Raw genomic sequence first — 16,152 nt, 5'->3', positions numbered from 1 at the left:
ATGATCCAATTCTTCTATCTTGAAAAGACATTCTGATGGAAAAATGGATCGAAACGAAAACCTGAAGCAACTCGAAGATTCCGAAAAAGTATGGGACGTGGCCGTGATCGGGGGAGGAGCTTCGGGATTGGGAGTCGCTCTGGACGCCGTATCGAGGGGACTTTCCGTAGCACTTTTTGAAAAAGCAGATTTCGCCAAAGGCACCTCCAGCCGCAGCACCAAACTCCTCCACGGGGGCGTCCGCTACCTGGCCCAGGGAGATGTCTTTCTGGTGCTGGAAGCGCTGCGTGAGCGGGGCCGTCTGCTCAAAAACGCCCCCCACCTGACCGGAAACCAAGCTTTCATCATTCCAGTGTACACCCTTTGGGATCGGGTGCAGTTCAGCGCCGGTCTCAAGATGTACGACTACATGGCCGCCAACCTCAGCCTAGGGCCCTCGCGGCACATCTCGAAGGAAGAGACGCTAAAACGCATGCCCGGTATCGAGCCCAATGGACTCTTTGGCGGCATAGTCTATCACGACGGACAGTTTGACGACGCCCGCCTGGCGCTCTCCATCGCCCAGACTGCCGACCATGCCGGCGGCTGCATCCTCAACTACACCAAGGTCACCGCCCTCCAAAAAGACAAAGCCGGAAAAATCTCGGGCTTGGTCGTCCACGATCTTTTGTCCCAAAATACACATCAGGTCAAAGCCCGCATGGTCGTCAACGCTACGGGCGTCTTTGCCGACAAAATCCTACAAATGGACGATCCCGAAGCCCCTAAAACCATCCAGCCGAGCCAGGGCATCCACCTGGTTTTGGACAAGGAGTTTTTGGGAGGCAAAGACGCGCTCATGATTCCAAAAACCAAGGATGGGAGGGTGCTTTTTGCCGTGCCCTGGCATGGAAAGCTGGTCGTGGGCACGACCGATACCCTTCGCGAAAAAGCCAAGCTAGAACCGGAAGCCTTGCAAAAGGAAATCGACTTTGTGCTGGAAACCGCTGCGGGCTACCTCACGCGAAAGCCTACCCGAGCCGATGTGAAGGCGGTCTTTGCAGGCCTGCGCCCCCTAGCCCGCCCCAAGGAAGGCAGCACCAAAACCAAGGAAATCTCCCGTTCGCACAAAGTCATCGTCTCCGACAGCGGCCTAGTATCCCTCACCGGCGGCAAGTGGACGACCTTTCGCAAAATGGGCGAAGACACCATCGACTACTATCCCAAGGTCACCGGCCAAAAACTGTCCCCCTCGACTTCCAAGGACATTTTGTTGCACGGATTCACCAAGGCTATCCCGGAGGGGCACTGGTCGGTCTATGGCTCCAACGCAAAATTGATCCAGGATTTGGCCAAGGCTGACTCCAGCCTTTCGGAGAAAATCCATCCGGACTTTCCCCATATCCTGGCTGAGGTCGTCTGGGCCATCCGCCATGAGATGGCCGTGAAAATCGAGGACGTCCTCTCCCGACGCATCCGCATGCTGATCTTGGATGCCCAGGCGGCCCTCGATTCTGCCCCAAAAGTCGCCCAACTGATGGCCAAAGAGCTGGAAAAGGACCAGGTCTGGCTGGAAAAAGAGCTGGCGGACTTTCAGCTTACCGGAAAAAAATACCTGATCAAGCCCAGCTAAAAACGGCGCTGCCCCCAAGTACGCCACACTTCAAACATCTCAATAAACCCACAGTAATGACCCAAACGAAACCTTACCTCATGGCTCTCGACCAAGGGACGACCAGCTCCCGGGCCATCATTTTTGACAAAAAGGGACAAATCGTCTCCGTGGCGCAAAAGGAGTTCAAACAATTTTTCCCCAAACAAGGCTGGGTAGAACATGACGCCAACGAAATCTGGACCAGCCAATCCTCCGTGATGATAGAGGCTCTCGTCAACCAAGAAATCCGAGCCGACCAAATCGCCGCCATCGGCATCACCAACCAGCGGGAAACGACCATTGTCTGGAACCGCAAGACCGGAAAACCCATCCACAAAGCCATCGTCTGGCAGGATAGGCGCACGGCTGCTTTTTGCAACGAGCTGAAGGAAAAAGGCCTTGCGGAACAGGTAGCCGCAAAGACAGGCCTGATCATCGACGCCTACTTTTCAGCCACGAAGATCCGCTGGATTCTCGAAAATGTAAAGGGTGCCCGGGCCCAGGCCGAGGCGGGGGAACTGGCCTTTGGCACAGTGGACTCCTGGCTCATCTGGAAGCTCAGCTCCGGACGCGAGCACCTCACCGACATCACCAATGCCAGCCGCACCATGCTTTTCAACATCCACACCCAGGAGTGGGACGAGGAGCTGTTGGAGCTGTTTGGGGTTCCGAAGTCCATGCTCCCAGCCGTCAAATCCTGCAGCGAGCTCTTTTGCGAGACGACCGGGGATGTCTTGAGCGTAAAGATCCCGATTGCCGGAGTGGCCGGGGACCAGCAGGCGGCGCTCTTTGGGCAGCTCTGCACCGAGCCAGGCATGGCCAAGACGACTTACGGCACTGGCTGCTTTCTGGTGATGAACACCGGCAAAGAGGCCGTACGTTCGCAAAACCAGCTGCTGACGACCGTGGCATGGAAAGTCGGAGAGGAAATCAACTATGCGCTGGAAGGCTCCGTCTTCATCGGCGGCGCGGCCGTGCAGTGGCTTCGTGACGGACTGGAGCTGTTCAAGAAAGCCTCCGAAACTGAGAAACTCGCCACCAGCCTGGAAGACAACGACAAGGTGTACTTTGTGCCAGCCCTCTCTGGGATGGGCGCTCCCCACTGGGACGAGAATGCCCGGGGAGCCTTTTTTGGCATCACCCGGGGCACGACCATCGCCCACATGACGCGGGCGGCGCTGGAGGCCATCGCCTACCAGGTCTACGATGTGCTCAAGGCCATGGAAAAAGACAGCGGCAAGCCAACCCAGGAGCTTCGTGTGGACGGTGGAGCCACCGCAAACAATTTCCTGATGCAATTCCAGGCCGACCTGCTGGGCTGCGAGATCAAGCGGCCGAAGATCATAGAGACCACCGCGATCGGTGCGGCTTTTTTGGCAGGACTGGCGGTGGGTTTTTGGGAAAGCCGGGAAGAGCTGCAGGCGCTGTGGGCGGCTGACCGAAGCTTCCAGCCGGAAATGACCGAGGAAAAAAGAAAGGAGCTGATCCACTTTTGGCACAAAGCCGTGGAGCGCTCCAAAGACTGGGCGGAGTAAATCCTTTCGCCTAAAGACCACACTTCAACAACCCCAGAAAAACCATACATGAACCCATATATCGCAGAATTCATCGGAACCGGCGTCTTGCTCCTTTTGGGCTCCGGCGTGGTAGCCAACGTCATTTTACCCCAAACCAAAGGAAATGGAGGAGGCCTGATCGCCATCACCACGGCCTGGGCGCTCGCGGTCTTCTGCGGCGTGGTCGTCGCTGGCCCCTACAGCGGCGCCCATCTGAATCCGGCCGTGACCGTTGGGCTCGGGATTGCGGGAAAATTTGATTGGGCACTGGCTCCGGGCTATATCCTCGCACAAATCGGCGGAGCGATGCTCGGCTCGGCTTTGGCTTGGGTGATGTACCGCGACCACTTCGACTTGGCGACAGATCCTGGCCTGAAGCGGGCGCCTTTCTGTACCGATCCCGCTATCAGAAACTTCAGCACCAGCGTGATCTCCGAAGTGTTGGGCACCTTTGTTCTGATCTTTGTGATCCTATACATCGCTCCCGGCAAGATGGAAGACGCTACCGGCACCCCCATCGGTTTGGGTTCGGTCGGTGCGCTACCGGTGGCATTTTTGGTTTGGGTGATTGGATTGGCACTTGGAGGTACTACAGGCTATGCGATCAATCCAGCCCGGGATCTCGGCCCTCGGATCATGCACCAACTTTTACCGATCAAAGGTAAGGGAAGCTCCGACTGGGGCTATTCCTGGGTACCCATCGTCGGCCCGATCATCGGCTGCGCCTTGGCGGCGGGATTGTATTTGGTGGTAGGGAATTAGTGTTTATTTGTTTGTAAATTAGCCTCATGGAACTCGAGAAAAGAAAAGTAAGTCTAATCGCTTGGATCACCCAGCTCGAAAATGAGAAGGTGCTGGAAAAATTGGAACGGCTCAAAACGGATTCGATTGAAGAGAATGTTCCTGATGAGATTTTGGATCTCCTGAAGCTTTCTGAACAGTGTCCCGAAGACCGCCTTGTCAGACACACCCAAACGAAAGATTTGCTCTCAAGAAAATGATCCGTCCATCGATCTTTTGGACACCCAGTGCAATTCGATCACTTGAAGAGACCTCCAGCTTTCTTTTTAGAGTCTGGAATGATCGGATAGTAGATGAGTTTCTGTCTCTGGTAGACAGAAAAATCGAGCTGATTATCGAAAATCCTGAAATAGGTGTCAAGCTCAGGAAAACCAACTATCGAAAGATCCTGATCCATCGGAACGTCTCACTTTTTTATAAACATGTCCCCGAAAAATCCATGATCCAAATACTGCTACTTTGGGATAACCGCATGGATCCATCGCAGCTAAAGAAGCACTTTGAAAACGACGAAAAGTGAATATTCGAGGATTCCTCGCTTCTCGTCTCCAAATTCTTGATTCTAAAATCTATTTCTCCCCCAACATCTCCTCAATCAACTGGGTGTAAAACTCCTTCACCTCCATCCCAATCGCCCGCACCTGCTGAGAGATGAGGCTGGTTTCGGTTTGGCCCGGCACCGTGTTGATCTCGATGAAAAAGAACTTGCCGGTTTCGTGTTGTAGGAAATAGTCGATCCGAACTGCGCCTTTGCAGTTGAGCTTTTCATAGACCTTCGTGACGATGCGACCTACACGATCAACCTCCTCTTCGTTCATTCTACCGGGAGTGATCTCTTCTGTCACCCCAGGCACATACTTGGCCTCGTAATCGAAAAATTCCTTGCTGCTCACGATCTCCGTGGCAGGCAGGACGGTGATCTGCCCTTTTCCCTTGAACACGCCAATCGAAAACTCACGCCCGGACACAAACTCCTCCACGAGCACCTGGCTGTCCTCGGCAAAGGCATTTTCCAAAGCCTCCGCAAGCTCCTCCCAAGTCTTCACCTTGCTCATGCCGATGGAGCTGCCTCCATTGTTGGGTTTGATGAAGAGCGGCAAAGTCAATTCCTGCTGGATTCTGGCGGCATTTTCCGCACTGTTTTCGAAAAGCTGGATGGACTTGGCCACGTTCAGCTCTGGAATGTCCTGCACGATGGCTTTGGTGTAGCCCTTGTTCATGGTGATCGCCGAGGTCAGCTGATCGCAGGTGGTATAGGGGATGCCCAGCATATCAAAGTAGCCTGCCAGCTTGCCATCCTCGCCAGGCGAACCGTGGAGAATGTTGAACACGCCGTCGAAGGTGATCTTTTCGTCGCCCAGATTGATGCTGAAGTCGTTCAGGTTGACCGGAATCTTTTCTCCCCCAGCATTCAGATAGTGCCAATCCCCCGGATAGACGAAGATCTTGTACACCTCGTATTTCTCGCGGTCTATGGTCTTTTCGACCACGGCGGCGCTTTTGAGTGAGATCACGGACTCTCCGGTAAAACCGCCGGTGACCAGGGCAATGGTTTTCTTCATGGCTGGGAAAATTTGTACTGCGAAATAGGCTATTTTCTTCTAACCCTCCAAGGGTTCTGAACCCTTGGAGGGCTTTCTCCCAAGGTTTTTCCCTTGGAGGGTTCGCTGGCGGATTCCTATATTCGCTTCCTGAAATCCATGGTTTTACCCAAATAGACAACCCTATGATTAAAAGTTGGAAGGCGATCGGTCTCGGCTTGCTCTGCGCCGTCGGCCTGTCGCTGGCATCCCAGGCCCAAGCCCTGAAAAAAGTCACCGCAGAGGACGTGTTCAAACTCGGAACCTTCAGCCCCAAAACCGTCTCCGGGATCAACTGGATGAAAGACGGGCAATACTACAGCTCTCAGCTCGTCCGAAACGGTGCCCCGGTGGTGGTGAAAATGAACTTGGCAACTGGCGAAGAGGCAGGAGTCTTGCTGGACGGCCGCGCGCTTGGCGTGGACTTTTCCTCCTACTCCTTCAATGCGGACGAGTCCAAAGCGCTCATCGCCACCGACGTCGAGTCTATCTACCGCAGGTCTTCCAAAGGCATTTTCTATGTCGTGGACTTAGCCACTGGCCAAAAGCAGCAGCTGATGAACGGGGAAAAGATCTCTTATGCGACCCTTTCTCCGGACAACCACAAGGTCGCTTTTGTGCAGAGCAACAACCTTTTCCTCGTGGACTTGGCCAGCAATCAGCAAACCCAAATCACCACCGACGGGGAGTGGAACAAGATCATCAACGGCTCCGCGGACTGGGTGTACGAGGAGGAATTTTCCATGGCCCAGGCCTTCAAATGGTCGCCTGACGGCAAAAAGATCGCCTTTATCCGCTTTGACGAAAGTGAAGTCCCCGAGTTTAACATGCAGCTTTGGGGCGCTCTTTATCCAAAAGACTACAAGTTTAAATACCCAAAAGCTGGCGAAAAGAACTCCTTGGTCAGCATCCATGTCTATGACTTGGCCTCCGGCAAAACGCAGAAAATCGACGCAGGAAGCGAAACAGACATCTATCTCCCACGGATCTACTGGACGAGAGATGCCAACACCTTGGCTTTTCTCCGACTCAACCGACTGCAAAACAAGCTCGACCTTTTCCACGCCGATGCCAGCACGGGAGCCAGCAAGCTGATCCTCTCCGAGACCTCCAAAACCTACGTGGACCTGGACTACAACGACGACCTACAATACCTCAGCGACGGCAAGACCTTCATCCGCACCTCGGAGCAGGACGGATACAAGCACATCTACCACCACAACCTGGACGGCAGCCTGATCCGGCAGATCACCTCGGGCGATTGGGAAGTGACTGCGATGGTGGGCTTGGATGAGAAGGCCAAAAAGCTCTACTTCCTCTCTACCGAGGCTTCGCCGCTGGAGCGCAATTTCTACGTGATCGGTCTGGACGGGAAAGGCAAAAAAGCCCTTACCCCAGCCAAAGGCACCCACACGATCAACATGAGCCCAGACAGCAAATTCTACATCGACTACCACTCCACCGCCGATACGCCGGTGAAAGTCACGCTAAACGAAGCCTCCGGCAAAGAAGTCAAAGTCCTCGAAGACAATCAGGCGCTGAAGGAAAAGCTCAAGGGCTATGCCTTGGCAAAAAAGGAATTCTTCAGCTTCCCGACGGTGGACGGCACGGCACTGAACGGCTACCTGGTCAAGCCGGCCGACTTTGACCCCAACAAAAAATACCCTGTCCTCATGTATGTGTACGGCGGCCCTGGCTCCCAAAACGTGCTCAACGCCTGGGGTGGCCTGCGCGACTTTTGGCACCAGCAGCTCGCCGCTGAGGGCTTTGTCGTCGCCTGTATCGACAATCGCGGCACAGGAGGCCGAGGCCGCGACTTCAAGCACTCGACCTATGCCAACCTCGGCAAACTGGAAGTCATTGACCAGATCGAGGGAGCGAAGCACTTTGCCAAGATGCCTTTCGTAGATCCGAGCCGAATCGGCATCTGGGGCTGGTCCTATGGCGGCTACATGTCTTCCCTGTCCCTGATGATCGGCCATGACGTCTTCAAAACCGCTATCGCCGTGGCTCCCGTGACGACCTGGAGATATTACGACACGGTCTATACCGAGCGCTACCTACAGACTCCCCAGCTCAATGCCGCGGGCTATGATGACAACAGCCCGATCACGCATGTGAACAAGCTGAAGGGCAACTTCCTCCTCATTCACGGCACCGGCGATGACAACGTCCACTTCCAAAACTCCGTGGACCTAGTCAATGCCCTGATCACCGCCGACAAGCAGTTTGACAGCTTCTATTATCCCAACAAGGCCCACAGCATCTCCGGCGGCAACGCGACATGGCATATCTACACGCAGATGACAAACTACCTGAAGGAAAAGCTCTGAGAAGGGAAAATCCAAAACCATTGAAAAAGCCGCAGGATTGATTTTCTGCGGCTTTCTGCTTTTTGATATTTTTAATCGTCACCGCTTCGGGGATAATTTTCGTAATTTTCTAAAAAAGCTATGCCATGAAAGTGATCCTCGAACTACCGGAGAAACCTGAACTAAAAAACATGAATGTCACCGAGTATCTAGCGGCAAAGATGTATCAGGACGCATTGCTGTCGGCCGGTCAGGCTGCGCAGCTTTTGGGAATTCCTCAAGAGCAGTTTATCGATCTTCTCGGAGATTATGGTGTCTCGGTTTTCAGTGATGAAGTCGAGGATATTCGGAGAGATATCGACAATGCCTAAGGCGATCCCAGACACCAGCTGCTTGATTCTTTTGGGCAAAATTGATGCCTTGGAACTGTTAAATACTGCATACGAACAGGTTATTGTCACTGACATCGTCAGAGAAGAATTCAAAAAACAACTTCCGAAATTTCTGCTATCCGCAAAATGCTCAAAAGCGGATTTCTACGCCTCACTGTGTGGGGAAATAGATCCAGGAGAAGCTTCGGTAATTTGTCTGGGCAAGGAAATTAGCGATTCGATCTTGATACTGGACGACCTAAAGGCACGAAAAATCGCTGCGAGACTAGGAATGAAATTCACAGGAACATTGGGAGTTCTGGTAAAGGCTAAAAAGCAAGGCCTTGTCCCGGAAATCGGGCCGTACGTTAAAAAGCTACTGGAAGCCGGGATTAGAATTTCCCCGAAAATACTTGCAGAAATCCAAAAAGACTACCCTTAGCCTATCTTGATCTGATCGAGGTAAAATTTCATCCGGCTGTGGTCGCGGGGCAAAAAGTCGATCTTGTCGATGCGGTCCTCCTTATGGTTGTAAAAGACCTCCACGTAGTCATTTTCCAGCAAATACAGATTGATCTTATGCCGATAGTAGCGGATAGCCACCACAAAAGTCCCCTCGATGTAGAGGGTTTTGATCTTTTGGTGAAGGGGTAAACTGTGGAAATCCTCCCTGCTCATACGCTATTTTTTTCTCTGAAAAGCTGAATTTAAGGAAATAGGGCTGTAAACGTCAACCAGAACTCCAGAAAGGCAATCGGGCGCTTCGCCCCAACCCCGGAAAATTCACCAACGCATGGCCAAAACAATTGGTTTCCTGAGGCCCGCAGCGTAAACTTGGAAAACCAATCCTGTGTAGTCTTGGGCAAAAAAATCAGAATCCCATTTTTATTCCTGCTCATCCTCCTGGCTTTTGCCCCGGGGTGCAAGTCCAAAAAGAAAGTCGCCAAGGAATCCCCCGCCTTCACCGTGATCGAGACCGCGAGAACTTATCGTGGCACTCCCTACAAGTACGGCGGCACCACCCGTGCGGGCATGGACTGCTCCGCCTTGGTTTTCCACTCCTACTATTCCGTAGGCATCAACCTTCCGCGGATGTCGGCGGATCAAAGCAAAGTGGGGCAAAAGGTCAAGCTCGACCAGGTAGAGCCGGGCGACCTGCTCTTCTTTGCCACCGGCAAGCGCAAAAACCAAGTGACCCACTCCGGTATCGTGACCGAGGTCGAGCGCGACGATATCCGCTTTATCCACGCCTCCTCCTCCCTCGGCGTCACCGAGGACTTCATGAGCAACAATTATTGGAAAAAGGCATTCCTCTTTGCCACTCGACTTCTCGAGTAGATCACGGTGATGCTGCTTCTCGAGAAGCAGCATAGCGAGAAGCATAACAAAAACACCTGTTAGGTTTTGAAAACCTGACAGGTGTTTAGGTCATAAAAAAAGAGCGCTTCGGCGCTCTTTTCTGTTTTTGGGACAAAGTCCGGAATTAGTTTCCAGCCTCTACCAGTTCATATTCGAAGCTCGGCTTGCCTCTTTCTCCGTCTTTGGTCAAAGAAAGGAAGCGAACTTTGTACACGTTGGCGTTGGCATCCTTCACGACATAGTACACGTCGGTCTTCACGGCAGGCGCGCTAGTCGGACCGCCTCCACCTCTCCAGTTGGAGCCAATGGTCAGTCTATTGTCAGAGTTGAAAGTCAAGGTAGGCAGGTCCGTTTCGTCAAAGTCGTCGTAGGGAATAGTCGCTTCAGCCACTTGCACGGCCGAAGAACCGCCGTAGATATTGTGGTAAACTAGGTCTTGGTAGAAATAAGCCAAAGTCCCGTTGGAAGCTTGTGGATAGGGAGTGGAGGAAGTTCCGGCGGTCCAGGCGATATCCCACTCCTCTTTGGCAGGCTCCACGTCCACCACGCCATTCTCAAAACTTACATAGACAAAGTTGTCGTCAGTGTTTTTGGAGATGTTCAAAGAGCTGAAGGTCGTCGCGTCAGCGTCAGCATGCTGCAGGGTATAGCCCTGACCATTGCGGATCACGCGGATTTTTTTCCAAGGCTTGGCATCTACGCCGCTTGCCCCTCTTGACAACAGGTACACCATGTTGCTTGCCTCAGTAGCGCTTACGGCAGCAATTACAGGCTTACTCAGTGGATTAGCGGGGTCGTCCACGTGCTCGATACCCGCCAAATTGGTAAAGCTCAGGACAAGCTCCCCGCTCGCTTCGGCAGCTGCGATCTCGGCAGCGCCTACGGCATTGATATCCGTCTCAGTCGTAGCGGTAGCCATAGCGCCAGTCGTACCGTTGATCAGGACTTTGAAGTCAGACCCTGTAGAAAAGGCCAAATCCCAGGTGGTTCGGGCTACGGAAGTCTGCACGCCAGATCTGAGGGAGACGAAAACGGAATTGGGGTAAGTCGCTCCGCCGCCGTTGACTTCGATCAGGCCAGACTCATTGGGTGGCACTACGACCGGATCTGGGTCGTCGGAGCAGGAGGAAAATACGGATGCTGCAGCCAACAGGGCAGTCATTGGGAGGAAACGTAGCTGTTTCATACTAGTTTGGTTTGGTAAAATGTTATTTGTTGAGTTGATAGGTCAATCCGAGAAAGTAGGAGCGGCCATAGCCAATCGGTCGGCTCGAGCCTCCGCCATGTGCGTCTCCACCGGTCGCGGTTGAGTTGATCTGGGTCACGTTCAGCAGGTTTTTGATGCCCAGGTTGAGGTTAAGATTTGGAATCAGCTCCTTGCCCAACGTCAGATCCATCCAGTGATAGGCATCGGTTCTCACCTCTTGGGCGGTCACGTTTTCCCCATCGACCACGGTCTGATAGGCAGGAAGCTCGCCAGTGTACTTGTAGAAAAGGCTGACCGAAGCGTCCCATTTCTCGATTTCATAGATCGTATTCGCAGTGACCTCGGGCGTCCAGACCATCTGCGGCGTGTCCTCGATCTCCTCAGAGATCAGGTTGTAGCGACCGATGTAGGAAAATCCCAGGTTGGTTTCGAGTCCTTTGTAGCGGAAAGTCTGGCTGAGCGTTCCCCCGGTAGTCTTGTAGTTTTCCACATTGAAAAGCGTGGTAATCTGGATGTTTTCCGGGTCTTGGCCATAGGCGATCCGGTCTTCTACATCATTGTAAAAGAAGCCCAAGACCGAACTCGTCTTCAGCTCTCCTTTTGCCTTTGGCGACCAATTGAAAGAGCCGTTGAAGCTATCAGAGGTTTCGGCTTTCAGGTTAGGATTGCCCTGGATGGAGTGGCTGGCATCGAAGAAGTCAAAGTACAGCTCACGGATGGATGGGGCGCGAAAGCCCTTTGCGTAAGCCAAGCGCAGATCCAGCGATTTAGCCAAGCGGAATTTCGTATTGAGCGAAGGGATAACCCCCGGTGCGTCGTAGAGCGAGTTGTAGGCTTTTCTCAAACCCGGACGGATCTGAATCCAAGAGTTTGGCGTCCACTCCCCCGTCAAGAAGACCGCGTAGTCTTGCATGCCTTCGTTGTCTGTGATGCGCTCACCACTGCCGTTTTCCAAGTTCAGATCGACTCCCGGCTGGATTTTCAGTTTGGGGCCAAGCGTCCAGTTACCAATCGTCCTCCAGCTGAAGCCTTCGTACTTGATGGTCGCTTGGGCTCCCGGGGCGCTAGAGGGGTAGTGCTCGCCGGTGCGGACATTGCTCACCCAGGTCTCGCTGTCACGGGTATAGCTGGTGAGACCACCCTGCCAGTTCAGCGCAAACTTGGAAGAAAGATCCCACTGTCCCAGCAGGCGATGCATCCAGCGGTCGGTCACGAAGTGCTGGTCCAGCATTTCCAGCCGTGTCTCCGGCCCGTAGGAGAAGATCGTTTCGTGGAGAAAGTCCAGCTGATAGTCGAGGGAAATCGCGTCTTTTCCCCAGCCGATTCGCACGTTGGCAAAGTCCTGGTTTCGTGGCAGCCATTGGTATTGACGGCCGGTATAGTCCCCCTTCCATCCGCCAAAGCGGTTTTGGGAGTAGCCTAGCCCAAAGTCCCAGTTGTTGACCTTGCCTGTGCCAGAGATCCCGCGCTGGTGGTTGCCATCTCCGGTGAAAGGAGAATAAGAGCTTCCCACGCTTTCCTCCTGCACCCGAGCGCTCAGTCCCCAGGTATTGTCAGCGCTTTTCTTGGTGATGATATTGATCACGCCAGCCAAGGCGTCCGCGCCATAAACCACAGACATCGGGCCCTCGACGATCTCGACGTGCTCGATCTGGTTGACATCGATCTGGTTGATGTTGATTTCGTTGGAAGTCCCTTGTCTGCCGACCATCGGGACTCCATCTATCAGGATCTTCACGTTTTGGCCAGACATGCCGAGGAGTTCCATATTGCTCGCGCCGACGGCATTGTCTTGTGAAAAGCGGATCCCCACTTGGGTATTCAACACATCCTGGAGGATCATCGGCGCGCGCTTGCTGATCTCCGTCTCTCCGATGGTCCGCACCTGATAGACGGAGCTTCGCGCTGTCTGAGGCTCAAAGCTGCCCGTAACCACGACCTGCTCCAGATCCGAGGTGGACTGGGAAAGCGCGAAAACGCCCTCACTTTGCCCTGCTGGCCACTCGGTCAGGAGTGTCTCAAAGCCCACGGCGGAGATTTTCAGCTTGGCTCCCTTCGGCAGCTCCGCCAATTCGAAGCGCCCGCTTTCATCTGCTACTTTTCCTTTGGCATCAGCCAGCCACACCGTCGCATGGGCGATGGCTTCTCCACTTTCGGAGACGACCTTGCCTCGCAGTACCGCTTGGGCAAAGCCTTCCGAGGACATTCCCAGGACAACAAGGAATACCGGAAGGAGAAGCTTATTAAGACTAAATCTACGCTCTTGCATAAAATTTTTTGGAATGGAGGCTGCCTTGAAAGCGTCATTGCGACGAGGTACGAGGAAGCAATCTTTCTGTCGAATATCTCTCTGGACAGATTGCCGCGCGGCCTGAAAAAGGCCGCTCGCAATGACGTTTGTTCAAGACAGCCGCTAAGTACTTTAGAGGCTATCCACGAGGGTTTTCCACTCGGCTTTCTGAGGCAAGCCTGGCTTTCTCAAGCCAAAGAACTGCGCGACCATCTCGCCTTCTTTGTCGAAAAGCTCCACGGCAGACACGAGACCGTCTTCGGTGTTTTTGTGCACGACGAAGGCCTTGTCCACCACGTTTTCGTTCAGGTGCATATTGAAGTCCGGGTCAAGAACATTCAGCCAGTCGCCCATCTGACGCACGGTCTGGATCTTGCCTTGGTGGATCTGGATGTTTCCTTTGTTGCCCGCGAAAATCATGATCGGAAGCTTGGTCGCCGCGGCCACTTCGACGATTTTCCTTGCAGAAAGACGATCCACTTCATATGCCCAATTCTCATCGATCCACTTCACGGCATCGAGACGGTTGAGCTTGTATTTGCGCAGCATGCCAAAGAAATCGTGGGTATCCTTCATGTTTTCCCAGTCTTGGGTGAAAGCTGCGAAGTCCAGGTTTTCCTTGGACGTGTATTCCGGCTTCGGAAATGCTTCCAGTTCGAGCTGTGCATTTTGGTCTTCTGCGGTATTTTTGGCTACCAGCTCTTCGTACACCGACTCATTGGACTGCTCCTGAAGGTAGACCTTCATCACGGCCTCGCCTTCTTTGTCAAAGTACTGCAGGCTCTTCATGGTGCCTCTCGGAGTCTCGGTGGTCACCGCAAATCCGAATTTCCAACCCGCGAAAAATACGCGCTGCTCGATGGGACCGATCACGGTAGCGATCTTGTGAGGCCCCGCTTGATGCATCTCGATCTTTTGGAAGGGGCCCTTGTGCTCCAGCACGCAGCCTTCGCTACGGGTGAGGGACATCACACGACCCAGCTTCGGGAATTCGGTGAGCTGCTCCTCAAAGTTGTCCGTGAGTCGGATCACGTTCGCGCCGATTCCTGTGGCCAGGAGTTCGGCTTCGGACACGCCGAGTTTAGCGGCGGCGTCACGGATTCGGAGTGTAGGCTCGGATACTTTGAGGGCATCCCAGGCTTGCTTGAGGGATTGTACGGATTCTTGTAGCGTTTCCATATTAAGCTTGTTTAAATGTATGGGTCGGTATAGGTTGGCTGGCCAAAGAGGAGATGAATACCCCTCCGGTAGCCGGATTGGAGATCAATTGGATGGGATGGTCAAAGACCTGGGCGAGGATCCCTTCATCGAGGACTTCCTCCACCGTGCCGGCTTTGGCGACCATGCCGTTTTTCAGCAGGGCGATTTTGTCGGCATATTGGGCGGCAAGGTTTAGCTCGTGAAGGATCACCAGGATGCCGATATTGCGGGATTTTAGCGTTTTGAGAATCTTCAGGACCGCGTGCTGCTGGGCGATGTCAAGGCTCGACGTAGGCTCATCGAGCAAGAGATAGCGGGGAAAAGGCTTGGCCTCCCAGATCTGCACCAGCACTCGGGCGAGCTGCACGCGTTGTTTTTCACCTCCGGAAAGCGTGTTAAACACCTGTCCGCTCAAGTGAAGCGTATGGGTAGCTTCCAGCACTTCACGTATGAGCTTGGCGGGATCTTTGGCCCGGGTACTGATCAGCCCCAGCTCCACGACTTCCTGCACGGTAAAGGGGAAATTGACCTGCGTATGCTGCGGCATCACGGCGCGAACTTCGGCTAGCTCACGGCTTTTGAGTTTATGGATATCGTGGCCGTTGTAGCCGATGGCTCCGTGCTTGCATCGCACTTCGCCAGAAAGGATCTTGAAGAAAGTCGACTTACCAGCCCCGTTTGGCCCCAGGATCGCGAGGATCTCACCGGGATTGAGCTCTAGGCTGACCTCATCCACGATCGGACGTTGACGAATGCAGAAGTGTACGTTGGTGGCTTTCAGCATTAGTTTTTGGATTTATTCAGATTAAAGATCAGCCAGATGAAGAAGGGCGCGCCGATCAGCGCCGTGATCACCCCGATGGGCATCTCCGCCGGGATCACGATCACCCGGGCGATCAGGTCGGCGAAGTTGAGCAACAAGGCTCCCAGCAAAAAGGAACCGGGAAGCACCAATCTATGGTCAGCGCCGAACAGGATTCGGATCAAGTGAGGTACCACGAGGCCGACAAAGCCGATCATTCCCACCATGGAAACTCCCGCCCCTAAGATCAGTGCACTGAATACGAGCAATTGCAGCTTGACGCGCTGCACATTCACGCCCATGTGAAAGGCTTCCTGCTCGCCCAGCGCGAGTGCGTTGAGGTTGCGGTAGTTGAAGAGGAGCATGAGGGATGGAAAGGCGATCAAAACCAAGCTCACGGGGATTTTGGCCCAAGTCGCTCCCGCCAGGTCGCCGAGGCTCCAGAAAGTGAAGCTGCGCAAAGCCGAATCGTCCGCGAAGAACAACACCAAACCGATCAAGGCTCCGGCAAGCGCGTTGATCGCCACACCGGCGAGGATCAGGGTAGCCGCGTCGGTTTTTCCCTGGGATTTGGAAAGTCGATACACCGCCAAGACGGCGATCAGGCCGCCGGCGAAAGCGAAGATGGGCAGACCTATCGGCCGAATCCATCCCAAGGCCGGGGTCATCGGCACCAAGACCATAAAGATCACCGCGAAAAGCGCACTTCCGCTGCTCACGCCGATCAGTCCCGGCTCCACCAAGGGATTGCGAAACATGCCCTGGAGCGCAGCTCCGGCGATGCCGAGTCCTCCGCCCACCAAGACTCCCATCAGCACCCGCGGCATGCGGATCTGCAGGAGGACATTGGCCTGCTGCACTTCGAAAGCGCCCACTTGCAGCCCGATCTGATCCAACAGGATCGCGAGCGTCTGCGGCAATGGGATACGATAGGCACCCATGGATAGGGAGACGACGAGCACCAGTGCGAGCATCAAGCCAAAGCCCAGAAGGATCTGGTTTTGCGTTTTGATCTTCGTATGTGCCACGGCGGTACTCATT

The 16,152-nt window shown here is 53.9% G+C and carries 16 protein-coding genes; 9 read left to right on the top strand and 7 right to left on the bottom strand.

The features are described from left to right. Positions 1-43 precede the first annotated feature (43 nt). From J0A68_RS03990 to J0A68_RS23115, 5 genes are read left to right on the top strand one after another with little or no spacing between them, the layout of a single operon-like run. The gene (locus J0A68_RS03990; protein WP_206577220.1) at positions 44-1,612 is read left to right on the top strand and encodes a glycerol-3-phosphate dehydrogenase/oxidase; all 1,569 of its coding nucleotides are present in this window, start codon (positions 44-46) and stop codon (positions 1,610-1,612) included. Between the two features lie 56 nt (positions 1,613-1,668). Beyond that, the gene (gene glpK, locus J0A68_RS03985) at positions 1,669-3,168 is read left to right on the top strand and encodes a glycerol kinase GlpK (RefSeq protein WP_206576888.1); all 1,500 of its coding nucleotides are present in this window, start codon (positions 1,669-1,671) and stop codon (positions 3,166-3,168) included. 48 nt (positions 3,169-3,216) lie between these two features. After that, positions 3,217-3,951: an MIP/aquaporin family protein gene (locus tag J0A68_RS03980; RefSeq protein ID WP_206576887.1), complete on the top strand. Its 735-nt coding sequence runs from the start codon at positions 3,217-3,219 to the stop codon at positions 3,949-3,951. Positions 3,952-3,977: 26 nt separating this feature from the next. Beyond that, positions 3,978-4,190, top strand: coding sequence for a hypothetical protein (locus J0A68_RS03975; protein ID WP_206576886.1), 213 nt, complete (start codon positions 3,978-3,980; stop codon positions 4,188-4,190). Further along, a complete protein-coding gene (locus J0A68_RS23115; RefSeq protein WP_206576885.1) occupies positions 4,187-4,510 on the top strand; it encodes a type II toxin-antitoxin system RelE/ParE family toxin in 324 nt (107 codons plus the stop codon). The genes J0A68_RS03975 and J0A68_RS23115 overlap by 4 nt, the downstream gene beginning before the upstream one ends. A gap of 49 nt (positions 4,511-4,559) precedes the next feature. On the opposite strand, the gene J0A68_RS03965 is transcribed toward J0A68_RS23115, so the two are convergent. Continuing rightward, positions 4,560-5,552, bottom strand: coding sequence for a D-alanine--D-alanine ligase (locus tag J0A68_RS03965; RefSeq protein ID WP_206576884.1), 993 nt, complete (start codon positions 5,550-5,552; stop codon positions 4,560-4,562). A 164-nt stretch (positions 5,553-5,716) separates the two neighbouring features. On the opposite strand from J0A68_RS03965, the gene J0A68_RS03960 reads away from it, so the two are divergent. From J0A68_RS03960 to J0A68_RS03950, 3 genes are all read left to right on the top strand, one after another. Next, the gene (locus tag J0A68_RS03960; RefSeq protein ID WP_206576883.1) at positions 5,717-7,903 is read left to right on the top strand and encodes a S9 family peptidase; all 2,187 of its coding nucleotides are present in this window, start codon (positions 5,717-5,719) and stop codon (positions 7,901-7,903) included. Between the two features lie 125 nt (positions 7,904-8,028). Next, complete coding sequence (locus J0A68_RS03955) at positions 8,029-8,253, top strand: UPF0175 family protein (RefSeq protein WP_206576882.1); 225 nt, start codon at positions 8,029-8,031, stop codon at positions 8,251-8,253. Continuing rightward, complete coding sequence (locus J0A68_RS03950; protein WP_498371313.1) at positions 8,192-8,695, top strand: PIN domain-containing protein; 504 nt, start codon at positions 8,192-8,194, stop codon at positions 8,693-8,695. The genes J0A68_RS03955 and J0A68_RS03950 overlap by 62 nt, the downstream gene beginning before the upstream one ends. Here J0A68_RS03950 and J0A68_RS03945 read toward each other — a convergent pair. Then, on the bottom strand, positions 8,692-8,931 hold the full coding sequence (locus J0A68_RS03945; protein WP_206576880.1) for a hypothetical protein: 240 nt from the start codon (positions 8,929-8,931) through the stop codon (positions 8,692-8,694). The genes J0A68_RS03950 and J0A68_RS03945 overlap by 4 nt on opposite strands. Before the next feature lie 180 nt (positions 8,932-9,111). On the opposite strand from J0A68_RS03945, the gene J0A68_RS03940 reads away from it, so the two are divergent. Beyond that, a complete protein-coding gene (locus J0A68_RS03940; RefSeq protein WP_206576879.1) occupies positions 9,112-9,591 on the top strand; it encodes a C40 family peptidase in 480 nt (159 codons plus the stop codon). A gap of 145 nt (positions 9,592-9,736) precedes the next feature. Here J0A68_RS03940 and J0A68_RS03935 read toward each other — a convergent pair whose 3' ends face one another. The 5 genes from J0A68_RS03935 to J0A68_RS03915 all read right to left on the bottom strand — a co-directional run bounded on the left by J0A68_RS03935 (position 9,737) and on the right by J0A68_RS03915 (position 16,151). Continuing rightward, positions 9,737-10,798 (bottom strand): HmuY family protein, encoded by a 1,062-nt coding sequence (locus tag J0A68_RS03935; RefSeq protein ID WP_206576878.1) that lies wholly within the window; start codon positions 10,796-10,798, stop codon positions 9,737-9,739. 22 nt (positions 10,799-10,820) lie between these two features. Next, the gene (locus J0A68_RS03930; RefSeq protein ID WP_206576877.1) at positions 10,821-13,025 is read right to left on the bottom strand and encodes a TonB-dependent receptor; all 2,205 of its coding nucleotides are present in this window, start codon (positions 13,023-13,025) and stop codon (positions 10,821-10,823) included. Between the two features lie 216 nt (positions 13,026-13,241). Then, positions 13,242-14,288 (bottom strand): hemin-degrading factor, encoded by a 1,047-nt coding sequence (locus tag J0A68_RS03925; protein ID WP_206576876.1) that lies wholly within the window; start codon positions 14,286-14,288, stop codon positions 13,242-13,244. 1 nt (position 14,289) lies between these two features. Further along, a complete protein-coding gene (locus J0A68_RS03920; protein WP_206576875.1) occupies positions 14,290-15,093 on the bottom strand; it encodes a heme ABC transporter ATP-binding protein in 804 nt (267 codons plus the stop codon). Continuing rightward, complete coding sequence (locus J0A68_RS03915) at positions 15,093-16,151, bottom strand: FecCD family ABC transporter permease (RefSeq protein WP_206576874.1); 1,059 nt, start codon at positions 16,149-16,151, stop codon at positions 15,093-15,095. Before J0A68_RS03915 ends, J0A68_RS03920 begins: the two co-directional genes overlap by 1 nt. Between the last annotated feature and the right edge of the window lies 1 nt (position 16,152).

Origin of the sequence: Algoriphagus oliviformis (assembly GCF_017254915.1) — a bacterium.
Taxonomy (GTDB): domain Bacteria; phylum Bacteroidota; class Bacteroidia; order Cytophagales; family Cyclobacteriaceae; genus Algoriphagus; species Algoriphagus oliviformis.
This window is presented reverse-complemented; position numbering and strand designations above follow the sequence as displayed.